At 46.2% G+C, this 11,744-nt stretch carries 15 protein-coding genes; 4 read left to right on the top strand and 11 right to left on the bottom strand.

The features are described from left to right. Window positions 1-54 precede the first annotated feature (54 nt). The 11 genes from KDM90_RS17015 to KDM90_RS16965 form a co-directional block, all read right to left on the bottom strand. Window positions 55-1,752, bottom strand: a complete 1,698-nt coding sequence (locus KDM90_RS17015; RefSeq protein ID WP_212676822.1) for a FecR family protein — start codon at window positions 1,750-1,752, stop codon at window positions 55-57. 43 nt (window positions 1,753-1,795) lie between these two features. Continuing rightward, entirely contained in the window at window positions 1,796-2,488 is a 693-nt protein-coding gene (locus KDM90_RS17010; protein ID WP_212676821.1) for a response regulator transcription factor, read from the bottom strand. Window positions 2,489-2,574: 86 nt separating this feature from the next. Next, window positions 2,575-2,841 carry a cell division topological specificity factor MinE gene (gene minE, locus KDM90_RS17005; protein WP_212676820.1) on the bottom strand — a complete coding sequence of 89 codons (267 nt, stop codon included), beginning with the start codon at window positions 2,839-2,841 and terminating at the stop codon, window positions 2,575-2,577. A 1-nt stretch (window position 2,842) separates the two neighbouring features. Then, a complete protein-coding gene (minD, locus tag KDM90_RS17000; RefSeq protein ID WP_212676819.1) occupies window positions 2,843-3,658 on the bottom strand; it encodes a septum site-determining protein MinD in 816 nt (271 codons plus the stop codon). Window positions 3,659-3,714: 56 nt separating this feature from the next. Further along, entirely contained in the window at window positions 3,715-4,461 is a 747-nt protein-coding gene (gene minC / locus KDM90_RS16995; protein ID WP_212676818.1) for a septum site-determining protein MinC, read from the bottom strand. Window positions 4,462-4,882: 421 nt separating this feature from the next. Next, entirely contained in the window at window positions 4,883-5,161 is a 279-nt protein-coding gene (locus KDM90_RS16990; RefSeq protein ID WP_212676817.1) for a hypothetical protein, read from the bottom strand. Window positions 5,162-5,434: 273 nt separating this feature from the next. After that, complete coding sequence (locus tag KDM90_RS16985) at window positions 5,435-5,728, bottom strand: hypothetical protein (protein WP_212676816.1); 294 nt, start codon at window positions 5,726-5,728, stop codon at window positions 5,435-5,437. Between the two features lie 227 nt (window positions 5,729-5,955). Continuing rightward, the gene (lipA, locus tag KDM90_RS16980; protein WP_212676815.1) at window positions 5,956-6,942 is read right to left on the bottom strand and encodes a lipoyl synthase; all 987 of its coding nucleotides are present in this window, start codon (window positions 6,940-6,942) and stop codon (window positions 5,956-5,958) included. 8 nt (window positions 6,943-6,950) lie between these two features. Further along, window positions 6,951-7,604 (bottom strand): lipoyl(octanoyl) transferase LipB, encoded by a 654-nt coding sequence (gene lipB / locus KDM90_RS16975; protein ID WP_212676814.1) that lies wholly within the window; start codon window positions 7,602-7,604, stop codon window positions 6,951-6,953. Continuing rightward, window positions 7,594-7,824, bottom strand: coding sequence for a hypothetical protein (locus KDM90_RS16970; protein WP_212676813.1), 231 nt, complete (start codon window positions 7,822-7,824; stop codon window positions 7,594-7,596). The genes lipB and KDM90_RS16970 overlap by 11 nt, the downstream gene beginning before the upstream one ends. A gap of 93 nt (window positions 7,825-7,917) precedes the next feature. Continuing rightward, window positions 7,918-8,193, bottom strand: coding sequence for an HP0495 family protein (locus KDM90_RS16965; RefSeq protein ID WP_212676812.1), 276 nt, complete (start codon window positions 8,191-8,193; stop codon window positions 7,918-7,920). A 407-nt stretch (window positions 8,194-8,600) separates the two neighbouring features. Between KDM90_RS16965 and KDM90_RS16960 the strand changes: the two genes are divergently transcribed. From KDM90_RS16960 to KDM90_RS16945, 4 genes are all read left to right on the top strand, one after another. Next, window positions 8,601-9,590, top strand: coding sequence for a DUF2157 domain-containing protein (locus KDM90_RS16960; protein WP_212676811.1), 990 nt, complete (start codon window positions 8,601-8,603; stop codon window positions 9,588-9,590). Next, window positions 9,590-10,711 carry a DUF4401 domain-containing protein gene (locus tag KDM90_RS16955; protein ID WP_212676810.1) on the top strand — a complete coding sequence of 374 codons (1,122 nt, stop codon included), beginning with the start codon at window positions 9,590-9,592 and terminating at the stop codon, window positions 10,709-10,711. Before KDM90_RS16960 ends, KDM90_RS16955 begins: the two co-directional genes overlap by 1 nt. Next, window positions 10,704-11,279, top strand: coding sequence for a GDYXXLXY domain-containing protein (locus tag KDM90_RS16950; protein WP_212676809.1), 576 nt, complete (start codon window positions 10,704-10,706; stop codon window positions 11,277-11,279). Before KDM90_RS16955 ends, KDM90_RS16950 begins: the two co-directional genes overlap by 8 nt. Window positions 11,280-11,417: 138 nt before the next feature. Continuing rightward, window positions 11,418-11,666: a hypothetical protein gene (locus KDM90_RS16945; RefSeq protein ID WP_212676808.1), complete on the top strand. Its 249-nt coding sequence runs from the start codon at window positions 11,418-11,420 to the stop codon at window positions 11,664-11,666. Window positions 11,667-11,744: the final 78 nt, after the last annotated feature.

Here is an 11,744-nt window from a genome sequence, read left to right as displayed (position 1 = left end):
CAAGCCGCAATGTGACTTGTCGTCGTGAGTTGAATAGGGGCATGGATCGCTTGCTTATGGTTTGTTTGGACGAACCGTACCGCCAGCCGAATTCAATAGTTCGCCACTGCCAGTCATCCATCGCATATGTATTTCGAATTTTTGCGGTTTGCAGAACTGACCAACAAAGCCATCTGCATCGGTTGCCCGCACACGGATAAAGTATTCACCTGGAGCAGGACGCGCCATACTTAAGTTCGCTTGTTTTGATTGTTGATTCAAGATGGGCAATTTGAATGAAGGCTCGTCCGCGACTTGGACCTCGTAAGTTTGTCCCGCTTCTCCCGGCCAACTAAATTCAAGTTGGTCACTCCCGCTATCCGCAAATGTATTCATCGTCTGCGGGGCGAGCGTGGTGAAAGCGTCAGGTACTGAAAATGGACCCTGATCGGGTTTGCCGTTTGTTTCTGTGACTGTGGCAACCCGCCAAAAGTAATCGCCAAAGGGCAACTGACTAGTGTAAAAACTCGTTTGTTTCAGATTTGCTTGGTCTGTTACGATTTGTTGAAAGCTGGGGTCTTTTGCAATCTGTAAATGATAACTTTTTGCCTCACTACTCTCCGTCCATAGAAACTCCAAGGTCTCAGAACGGACTTTCTTTTTCGGTTGCAAAGTGAAGGGCGGAATGGGGTTCGCCTTGTGTTTGAAAGCCGTCACGTAAGGCATCCCTTCCAAATTATTCTTGTCGATCGCAGTTAGACGTATGAAATAGTTGCCGTCGGCGATGCCGTCAAATTTGAAGCGATTTTCCTGTGAGTAGGACTCCGCAATAATATTTTGTGCCGACATATCGAGGCTAATCTGCGCTCGATAGCGCGCGGCTTCGGGAATGCTGTCGACAGTGAAGTGCAATGCAGGCCGTTCTTGTAGAAGATAATCTGTTTTGAGATTTGGTGCTTGGAGCAGAGCGACTGGGTTACCCACTCCCGTTTTATTAATGATATTGCCTTGTCCTGCTGGAAGTACCAGCGCGTTTGGTTTTTCTTGTTGACCTACCGCGACGCCACCTTCAAGGACTTCATTTCCTATCCCGTTCTCGTTCACCCCAACCCTAAAATGGGTGCCTCGAACGCCCGCGATTGCGAGAGGCGAAGTCACTTCAAAACGTCCGCGATTACTCGATAATGGGCTAACTTTAGATTCCACTTTTCCTTGAACTAAACGAATTTCGGTTCTAGGGCTTCGGGTGTACTTTGCCATTCTAAGTTTGGCGATCGCAACTTGACTGTTCGAAGGAATGGAAATACGTGAATTGTCAGGTAAGGAAAGGGTTAGAAAACCATTTTTTCCGGTTTTGAGTTGACTTCCTTCTTGGACGACATTGCCCATGGCGAGGTTCGACTCGCTACCATTTTTCTTTATTTCCATTACTTCTCCGGCCATGGCGATGACAGTTGCTTGGCTGGGTTCTTCTGGAAGCAATTCTGAAGGGATGGCAATTGAACTACCGATTCCCATTGTTTGATTCGTCTTGAGTTTGTTATGTTTCGCGATCGCTTGCCAATTATTGGGATTCTGCGTGAATTGTGCGGCAATCTCCGACAGAGTCGTATTCTCTGATGGGTAAAAAGTAATTTCCCCAGCTTTGATGGTGAGACTCCCGGCGCTACCTTTAAAAACTTGAGCCGACGCGGGATTGCTGGTAATGATGGTGGCAAGAAAAAACAGGCTGGCAAAGTAGGACTTTGCAGCCTGAGAAGAAATGCATTTCATGAAGGTCTCCTGCCAGCTCTATTGATTCACTGGCCTTGGTCAATCAGGGATTTGAGATTTGTTCTAAGCGATAACCGTAGCTATACACAGGTGCTAATCTGTAGCCATTTTCAGGGCGTAAATCAAGTTTGCTTCGAACTCGGGAAATATGGGTGTCCATAGTTCTAGACGGAATTTCGATATCGCGTGACCAGACCGCTTCTAAAATATAAGCGCGTGAAAGTGGTCGACCCAAGTTTTGGAATAGTAACAGTGCCAAATCGAATTCTTTTTGCGTCAGTTCGATGCCTTCCCCATTTAGTTTGGCTCGACTAGCACGTACGTCGAATTCATAGCGCCCAAACTGTATTATTTCGCTGGCTGTTTGTGTCGGATAGGCGCGCCGTAACAAGGCATTCACACGTGCAATGAGTTCTGCGCGACGAATCGGTTTGATCATGTAATCATCCGCGCCCGCAGCTAATCCGGCGACGATATCGTCCTCGCCAGAACGACTTGTCATAAACAATACTGGCAAAGTAGTCGACAATTTCTCACGGACCCAATGCAAGATTTCGGTACCGCTCAAATCGGGGACTTGCCAATCGAGGATCAGCAAATCAAAACTTTCTCTATGCAATTGATGCAGCATGGCTTTTCCACTGCTGAAAGGATGGCATGCATGTCCCGCATCTGCCAACGTTGCTACCGTTAGGTCGAGTAAGTTCTGATCATCATCCAGTATGGCAATTCGCATATTTTCTTTACAAAAAATGGGGTTACGAACAAAAAACGGAAAACTTGAGAGCGCATTACGCACGCTCTCAACTATGACCGGCAGATTTAATTTCTGGATTCAGCGTCGGGAAGAATGACATTCACATCCAATACTTCCAGATTGCCCTGCTTATCAAGTGAAACTTTAATATCGTCGGGGTTCACTTTGGTGTATTTGGAAATGACCGCAATTAATTCTTCTCGTAACGCGGGAAGAAAGTCATAGCCTTCACGTCCAGAATTGCGTTCCCTAGCAATGATAATTTGCAGACGTTCTTTCGCTGCGCTTGCGCTCTTCGGCTGCGATTTAAACAAAAAATCAAGCAAAGCCATCTTACTTACCTCCGAAAATACGTTGCAGCAAGCCAGGCTTTTCGTAATCGACGAAGCGCAATGAAGGTTGTTCACCTAAGAAACGTGCAACCACGTCACCATAGGCTTCCGAAACATCGCTACCTTTGACGTGGATGGCGGGGTTTCCATGATTCGATGCATGAAGCACTGCTTCAGATTCCGGAATGACACCTATCAACGGAATACGTAAAATTTCTTGGACATCGGTATAGGAAAGCATTTCTCCAGCTTCAACACGTTTGGGAGAATAGCGCGTGATGAGTAAATGCTCTTTTACAGGTTCACCACCGGCTTGCGCACGTTTTGACTTGGCCTGAATAATACCCAAAATGCGATCTGAGTCCCGTACAGAAGAAACTTCTGGATTTGTCACGACGATTGCTTCATCTGCAAATGTCAGTGCCATCACTGCGCCTCGCTCGATACCAGCAGGAGAATCGCAAACGATAAATTCAAAATCCATTTTGATTAAATCATTTAACACACGCTCGACACCTTCCTCCGTCAAAGCATCTTTATCCCGAGTTTGCGAAGCTGGCAAGATAAACAAATTGTCGCAATGTTTGTCTTTGATCAGTGCTTGGTTTAATGTGGCCTCACCGCTAATGACGTTCACCAAGTCATACACGACACGACGCTCACAACCCATAATTAAATCGAGATTGCGTAGACCTACGTCAAAATCGAGAACAGCGGTCTTGTGTCCGCGCAAAGCTAAACCTGATGCAAAACTCGCACTCGATGTGGTTTTGCCTACCCCGCCTTTGCCTGATGTCACAACGATGATTCTTGCCACAGGGAACTCCTTATTGATCTTGTTGATTGCTAAAAAAATTGAATGTTGCGCTATGCTTAGGTGGATTTCAGTGATGATACTTCAATACTGTCACCGACCAACTTGATTTGTATAGGTTGATTCGGACTCAATTTTGGAAAGCCCGAATCAAAAGTTTGGTAAATACCCGCGATTGATACTAATTCTGCTTCCATTGAAGTGACAAAAATTCGTGCATTGGTATTGCCACGTGCTCCTGCGAGCGCTCTGCCACGTAACGGCGCATAAATATGAATACTCCCATCAGCGATGACTTCCGCACCATTATTGACTGATGCGGTCACGATCAAATCACACCCACGCGCATAAACTCGTTGTCCTGCTCGCACTGGCGTATCAATAATCATGGCCGGAATGTGCTCGACGGCTGTTGGCATCGGTGTCGCTGTGACAGGTTTTTGAATTTCAGGCGCTTCTTGCTGTTCTCGCGGTAATTCGGGCTTGGCCTTGCTGACAACATCAATGCTTAATCCGTGAGCACGAATCGTTGCATGTTGCTCTTCTGCCGCGTTTCGAACTGCAACTGCGTGCAGTCCACAAGACTTGAACAAAGCAATGATGGCAGGCCAGTCGAGCGTTTCTGCCGCAATGCTTTCGACATCAATAATTGCAAATTCATCGTCGAAGAAGTCGGGTGAGCCGCCTGTCATTTCTTTCAGCGCGAGCTCCAGCGAGCTCAATAATGACTCGTTCAAAATGACAGCGACAGCCACAACCGTGGATATTTTGACTTCAATGGGTTTACGGGTCAGGCTGTTTTGCATGTTGTGATTCTTTTGATGAGAAAAATAATTGTCGTGGTGCAGCGTCGGTTGATCCGCAATATGACGAAAGCTTGCAAGAACGTGTCGCAATGTCGGATTTATCTGACTTTTTTGCACAACCGCCATCGTACCAATTGATTGCCCACTTAGCAAAAAAACTGCGTGAAAATAGACTAAAAAGCGTGTATTTGTGTATTTCCGCGAATTTAGTGGCGATCGACGGGGACGACGCTTAGGACTTTGAAGTATCAAAATCCTAGTGGTAAGGGTAGGCTTAGATTGACTCAGTAACGGCGGCGATGGCGAGAAAAATGGTTATGCGTAGAGGATTAGTTGGCGGTGAGATTTGAATGTTTGTCGGCGATTCGTATTTCTTCATCATCGATCGATAAGCCCAAGTCTTGTCGATGCAAGGCGCGTTTTAGAATGGCAATGCAGTTGATTCATCCCCAGCTCGCCGGCCGAAACTGCGGCGCCGCCCGTTATTTTTACGTGTATCGATATATGGTTGGCAATTAATTACTCGTCTTTCATGTAGGCGGCGATCAGCGATTGTGCGACGTTCGACTGCCGGCCAAGTGAGATCAAACGAACTAGTGTTGGCGCCCGTCATTGTTGTACTCAAAAGACCCGGAGCCAAATTGCGATTTCTCTTTGATGAGAAGATATCTAAAGTTTGGAAAAGGCGTAAGAGTGACATGTTCATTTCCTCCACTTTCAACGAGTGTGTCAGCATTTACTAAGCAGCATTTATGCCTGTTTTGGAGCATTTGTTTGTTGTGACCATTATAGAGAGTGAAACTTGAAGAGAAAGTTAGTAACTGTTAACGATCTTTAAATCTGAGGAGAAACTTGGGAATCTGTGCTGAGTAGGGGGCCTGGGTGGCTTGCGTTGGCGCGAGGACTCGCTCGTCAGGCGTGTAAAGGAAATGTTGACATGTAAAATCTTAAGGGGGCAGGCTAATGCTTGACGCTAACCTTTTAAGGAAATCGGTGTATAAGCATAGTGTAAATCGCCTGCTCGACGGCCAGCTGACTTGCGCCGCCCCTGTACTTTGCGGGTATTGAGAAATGTTGCATGCTGTTTCTCGCGGCGATCATTGTGACGTCTGTCGTTTTGCAAGCGTCGTTCTTCCGCGTAAGTAATTTTTGTATTGGCATCGGAACCTGCCTCGGTTTCATTCCGCGCAGGGCGCGATCGATGTGTTTCGATTGCCGGTTGTTGATAGTCGAGAATGCGGCTGAATTGCAGCGGTAACATAGACATGCAGCTTGCTTAATTGAGAGATCGTAGTATTACGGCAAGTATTGCCGTAAACTTTAGAAATTTCCTTAAAAAACAAAGGGTTGCGCGGTGGAAATGTTTGTTCGTTGGATTTTTTTAAGAAATGCAAACGGCAAAACTCATCGGAGTTCTGCCGTTCACTTTGCTTTTGTTGAGGATTAATCGTCCGCCCGCGTGCAAAACATCGCAGTTGCGGAGCAAGCGTTGCTTTATTTTGACTCTGTTCCGACACCGTGCGCTTGCTGATCTGCATGGTAGCTGGAACGAACCATCGCTCCTACCGCTGCATGCGCAAAACCCATCTTGTAGGCTTCTTCTTCGAACATTTTGAAAACATCGGGATGGACGTAGCGACGTACAGGCAAATGGTGGCCGCTCGGCGCCAAGTATTGACCAATCGTCAGCATGTCAACATCGTGTGCGCGCATGTCTCGCATGACTTGCAAGATCTCCTCATCCGTTTCGCCTAGACCAACCATAATTCCCGATTTTGTCGGCACGTTGGGGTGTAAAGCTTTGAAACGCTTTAGTAAATTGAGCGAGTATTCGTAGTCTGAACCTGGACGTGCTTCCTTATATAATCGAGGAGCGGTCTCTAGATTGTGATTCATGACGTCAGGAGGCGCCATATTTAGTATCTCTAATGCACGGTCCATGCGTCCACGAAAGTCGGGTGTCAGAATTTCTATCCTTGTCGTTGGTGATAGCTCGCGAATTTTTGTAATACATTCAGCAAAATGCGCGGCTCCCCCGTCTCTTAGATCATCCCGGTCAACGGAAGTAATGACAACGTAGCTCAAGCGCAATTCAGCGATTGTTTTTGCTAAGTTGAGAGGCTCATTCACATCCAGCGGATCGGGACGGCCATGTCCCACATCGCAAAACGGGCATCGACGTGTACATTTGTCACCCATAATCATGAATGTGGCTGTTCCCTTGCCAAAACATTCTCCAATATTGGGGCAGGTCGCCTCCTCGCAAACGGTGACCAATTTGTTGGCACGTAAAATATCTTTTATCTCATAAAAGCGAGTCGTTGGAGAACCTGCCTTGACACGAATCCAATCAGGTTTAGGTAAGCGTTCAGCTGGGATAATTTTGATGGGAATGCGAGATGTCTTGCTAGCACCTTTTTGTTTTTCGGTCGGATCATAAGCGGCCGAGTCGGTGGCGAGTGGAGTGTTATCAGTAGTCATAGCTCAAATTAGGCGACAGTCAGTAAATGTTGTAATCGTTGTGCCAGTGCAGACTGGACTTGTTCGAGTGGTACATGCACATCCAATGTTTGCATGTCAATGGTTGCGAGCCCCTTATAGCCACAAGGATTGATCCAAGAAAATGCTTGTAAATCCATCGCGACATTCAAAGAAACGCCATGATAAGTACATCCATTCGCGCGCACTTTTAATCCAAGGGCAGCAATTTTTGCACCTTGCCATTTTCCTGCGCTGAGATAGATCCCTGGGGCACCAGCAATCCTTTCGCCAGCGATATTATACGCTGCCAAGGTATCGATGACCGCCTGTTCAATTTGATAAACGAATTCGCGTGCAAAAAGACGACCTTTACTATGGCGTCGTTTTAGATCGATTAATAAGTAAATAACAACTTGTCCAGGCCCATGAAAAGTGACTTCGCCGCCTCGATCCGTTTGTACCACCGGAATGTCATGAGGGTCTATGATGTGGGACCGATCAGCGCCTAGACCGAGTGTGAAAACGGGAGCATGCTCGACAATCCACAGTTCATCATTTGTTTCCGCAGTGCGCGCGTCGGTGAATGCACGCATCGCGGCGAAACTTGTCTCGTAGTCCTCTCGCCCTCGTTGGCGAATAATAATTGCTTGCTTATTTGACATGTTGTGCAAGGCGTTTAAGCGTTAGTCGCTGAATAAAAAATTCACCATTCTCAACTTTTCTGAATGGAATGCCATCAGCAACGAAGCCGGGCCCACCTTTTTGTATCCATTGTTGCGCAAGTTGATCAAAATCGCGTAGCGGCATTCCTAGCATTTGTGCTGATAGAACAAATCGGGCTCCGATTTTTTGTTTTTCAACGAATGATTGGACATCTAGCATGATTTTTGTTTTGGGTGGTCAATTGACACGTGGATCGTCCACAAGCAAGCGGAATATCTAGCTTAGTCTTTTGACTGGAAAAGCGACTAAGAATTAAAGCACCATTTTTACCATCGGGTGGGATGATAGAGCGCGATAAATATTGTCTAATTGCTCACGATGTATCGCTCGCACTGTGACGGTCAGGGACAAGTAATTTCCTTTGCTCGATGGTCGCATTTCTAGCTTTCCAGCGTGAAAAGTCGGGTCGTGTAGCATGACAACTTCAACAATGGTTTGCGCGAAAGCATCTTGCATTAGACCCATGACTTTAATCGGAAAGTCACATGGGTATTCAATTAGGCTTTCTTCGGGTGTAATTTCACGCATGCTAAATATTCTAAGATGATCAGATTACTGTGCTGTGAGGGTATCCACAGCAGTGGACTTGCCCAGCGTCAAGCGCGAAGGCATCGATGGGTTCTCGATAGTTTCACACAACAATTGGGGATGAAACTCTGAAAACCAATAGTTTGAACTTCAAACCAGCTCTTCGCAAGCCTTGTTTTCCATTATTAAGGTAAAACTCTTATGACTTGGTAAGCGAGATAAGTCGCTGGTAGCGCCACTTTAAGTAGATAAAACTGCGACTTTCTCCACACCGCTTTACTTCTCACTGAAGGGGGGTGTTACTATTGTGATACTTTTTTTATTCGTTTAGCGTCTGCTTGCAGACTCGAACAAATTATCAGAAACGGCATCGCGAGCGCACGTTTGATTCATTGAAGGGAAGCGGCATGGAAAGATATCCTGAAATTTTGGACTGGATTGCACAGAAACGAATCGAGCCGGGACGGGAGCAAGATGCCCTGAGACACGCTGGTCTGATTCCAGACCGATTGGCTTGGCGTCGATTCATCGATCAGTGTTTACTCTGGAGTAGCGTGGTTGGCCTCGCAGTGTCTTTGATTTTTTTTCTTGCCTATAACTGGCAGTACATGGGGCGCTTTGCGAAATTGGGTTTAGTCGAGGCCGCGATTGTGTTGTGCTTGTTGGTCTGTTTGCATGTGGATTTGCGTAGTCAGGCTGGCAAAGCGTGCCTGCTGTTGGCAAGTTTGTTGGTTGGTGCACTTCTCGCTTTAGTTGGTCAAATTTACCAAACGGGTGCGGACACCTATGAGCTGTTTCAGGCTTGGGCAATCGCTTGTTTGATTTGGGTTGCACTTGCGCAGATGGCGGTTCTCTATGTCTTTTGGTTGGTGCTGGTCAACTTGGCAGTTGCCTTATATTTCCAAGCCACCGGGATAATTTGGGGAATGTTGTTCGCAATTGACGATCAGCTCTGGATGTTGTTTGGCTTAAATACTTTAGCCATGGTGATCTGGGAGTTCGCTGCTGCAAAAAAAGTCCAACATCTGCAAGAGCGCTGGCCAGCGCGACTTATCGCAGTGGCCAGCGGAGCGTACGTCACAATGCTGGTCTTGCATGCCATCTTTCAACCTAGTCATTATTCTGGTGAAAGTCCGCATGTCGGCGCGGGGCTGACCTACTTGATCTATTTGATTTGGTTGGCTGCAATCTATTTCGCCTATAGATTTAGGATCAAGGATTTGTTTGTGATTGCTGGTGGTTTGCTCAGTTTGTTGGTCACCGGAAATCTTGCTGTCGCCAAATTGGTGCTTGATCAACATGATGCGGGGGGATTTTTATTGTTGAGTTTGCTGATTATTGGTTCATCTGCAATCAGTGGTATTTGGTTGAAGAAATTGACTAAGGAGATGCAATAGTGAAATCAATAAATTTGAGTGGCGCCTCTCACGCAGAAAAGCGCGCGTGGATATGGAAGCAATTAAGCGAACAAGATATTGTCCGGGGAGCTTTGCCTGAAATGAGTGACGATCAAAGTAGTGTCAATCAAGCGTGGTATATCCGGATTCTGCTTGGGTTTGCTGGCTGGCTCGGAGCACTATTTATGATGGGCTTTGTTGGGATCGGGCTGAAATTTGCGATGGACAATTTGATTGCCGGAATTTGTATTGGAATTGCGCTTTGTACACTTTCTTACACCATTTTTAAATCCGCAAAAAATAATGATTTTGCGCAGCAGTTCGGGTTGGCGATGAGCTTAGCAGGACAGGGATTTTTTATCCTAGCGCTTTTTCAGCATAATCATTCACAGAATTCGGTGAACGCACTCGTGATCTTGGTCTTCGAAATTTTATTGACCTTCTTCATTCCCAATTTTATTCATCGGTTTTTGACAACGATGGCGGCTATCTATGCAGTCTATTTCTTGTTACAGGAATCGCAAATGGCGTCTTGCCTACAAGGTTTGTTAGCTATCGGGCTAGCTTCAGCTTGGTGGTCAACGCAGATATTGCGTCAGCCTGCAATTTGGCGCCCGATCGCTTTTGCCTTGGCGATTGCACTCGTGATGTCAGAAGGGGGGCGCTTTGTGAGTTGGTTTGAGATCCATTCTGCGCAAACATGGTGGCTCAAAAATGGTTGGTATTTGGGGACAAGTATGGTGAATCTCAGTTTCATAGTGAGCACCTTGCTTTTATTGCGCCGCGAGCAAATTTCATTTCGCTCTTTGCTTGGCGTCTGGGCGATTTCTGGCGCGCTTGTAATTGCTGCTTTTGCGTATGTGGTGACCGGATTGAGTGCGGCAAGTCTTTTGATTTTGATCGCGTTTAGCTTTTCGAATCGCGTATTACTTGGATTGGGGTTCATCGCGATGTTAAGTTATCTTGCGCATTACTATTACCAGATGCAAGTCACGCTTCTTTATAAATCTATTGTGTTGGCAGTTCTCGCTTGTACCTTATTCTTAGTGAGATTAATCGTACACAGAGTGTTCCCCCAGTCGCCATTCATTGTTGAACCGATGGAGGAACTAAATGCATAAATTCCTATCATTTTTGCAAGGCAAGACACGAGCATTGCTGGCGCTTCTCGCTGGTCTCATCATTCTGGTAGTCGTTAATTGGAATGTCGTTGAGCGCGAGCGATTGTTAAATCAAGGTCGTTTTATCCTGTTGGAATTAGCACCGGTCGATCCGCGATCCTTAATGCAAGGGGATTACATGGCATTGCGCTTTGCTATCGCAAATCAAGCATTTCCAACACTGACTCCACGGCGTCGACAATTGTCCGGTGTGACCGAGTCCGACTATCCAGTTGATGGAAAAATATTGATACGAGTCGATGCGCTGGGCATCGGACATTTCGAAAAAATTGCGAATGTGGACGCTCCTGTGCGGATTGATCAAGCATTGATTCGGTTTCGAATTCGAAATGGCCAGCTTAAACTTGCAACGAATGCTTATTTCTTTGAGGAAGGACAGGCTGCGATGTTTGATCAAGCTAAATATGGTGGGTTTCGGGTAGCACCAAATGGCGATATGATCTTAGTGAGTTTGCATGACCTCAATCGTGCCACATTGGGCAAGCAATTAAACGAAAAATCAGAATAGTTTTCGTTCTGAAGAAGTTGGTGATGAATTGCTAGCTAAAGTAAGTTGTCATCGGCAGCTATATTGCTGGTGATTGCCGTAGTGTCTGGTTCAGGCGCGTGTTTCGGGTATTATAACGAGGTTGAGAGAGGAAAAACGATGCCTAAGAATTTGCAAAAACAGTGGTGGTTTATGTTTCCGATTACATTTATTTCTGGCTACGCTGCGTTCCTATTAGTGCAAGCTGCTGGAATCGGTGGATTGGAAAGTGTTTCACAAATGTTAGTGTTCGCGCTTTGTTTTGCAGCATTACGAACTGGTTTGCAGTTCGTTGCGTGGCTGGCGATGGTCGGTTTTATGCCAAAGTTGGCGAAATCCGTGATGGATAGGGAAGCCGGACCCAATTAATTATACTCGTAATCCATTTGCAACAAAAAGCCCGCAACAAATCATTGAAGCGGGCTTTTTTGGGATGCGATGAGGTGT

This window comes from Affinundibacterium fentianense, from assembly GCF_018139545.1.
Classification (GTDB): domain Bacteria; phylum Pseudomonadota; class Gammaproteobacteria; order Burkholderiales; family Burkholderiaceae_D; genus Undibacterium; species Undibacterium fentianense.
The sequence above is the reverse complement of the archived record's forward strand: the minus strand, read 5'-3'. Positions and strand labels throughout refer to the sequence as shown.

What these genes read in the sequence shown, in the direction of transcription:
- KDM90_RS17015 (WP_212676822.1), bottom strand. Translation starts at nt 1,752, where the DNA reads ATGAAATGCATTTCTTCTCAGGCTGCAAAGTCCTACTTTGCCAGCCTG.
- KDM90_RS17010 (WP_212676821.1), bottom strand. Translation starts at nt 2,488, where the DNA reads ATGCGAATTGCCATACTGGATGATGATCAGAACTTACTCGACCTAACG.
- minE (WP_212676820.1), bottom strand. Translation starts at nt 2,841, where the DNA reads ATGGCTTTGCTTGATTTTTTGTTTAAATCGCAGCCGAAGAGCGCAAGC.
- minC (WP_212676818.1), bottom strand. Translation starts at nt 4,461, where the DNA reads ATGCAAAACAGCCTGACCCGTAAACCCATTGAAGTCAAAATATCCACG.
- KDM90_RS16990 (WP_212676817.1), bottom strand. Translation starts at nt 5,161, where the DNA reads ATGTCACTCTTACGCCTTTTCCAAACTTTAGATATCTTCTCATCAAAG.
- KDM90_RS16985 (WP_212676816.1), bottom strand. Translation starts at nt 5,728, where the DNA reads ATGTCTATGTTACCGCTGCAATTCAGCCGCATTCTCGACTATCAACAA.
- lipA (WP_212676815.1), bottom strand. Translation starts at nt 6,942, where the DNA reads ATGACTACTGATAACACTCCACTCGCCACCGACTCGGCCGCTTATGAT.
- lipB (WP_212676814.1), bottom strand. Translation starts at nt 7,604, where the DNA reads ATGTCAAATAAGCAAGCAATTATTATTCGCCAACGAGGGCGAGAGGAC.
- KDM90_RS16970 (WP_212676813.1), bottom strand. Translation starts at nt 7,824, where the DNA reads ATGCTAGATGTCCAATCATTCGTTGAAAAACAAAAAATCGGAGCCCGA.
- KDM90_RS16965 (WP_212676812.1), bottom strand. Translation starts at nt 8,193, where the DNA reads ATGCGTGAAATTACACCCGAAGAAAGCCTAATTGAATACCCATGTGAC.
- KDM90_RS16960 (WP_212676811.1), top strand. Translation starts at nt 8,601, where the DNA reads ATGGAAAGATATCCTGAAATTTTGGACTGGATTGCACAGAAACGAATC.
- KDM90_RS16950 (WP_212676809.1), top strand. Translation starts at nt 10,704, where the DNA reads ATGCATAAATTCCTATCATTTTTGCAAGGCAAGACACGAGCATTGCTG.
- KDM90_RS16945 (WP_212676808.1), top strand. Translation starts at nt 11,418, where the DNA reads ATGCCTAAGAATTTGCAAAAACAGTGGTGGTTTATGTTTCCGATTACA.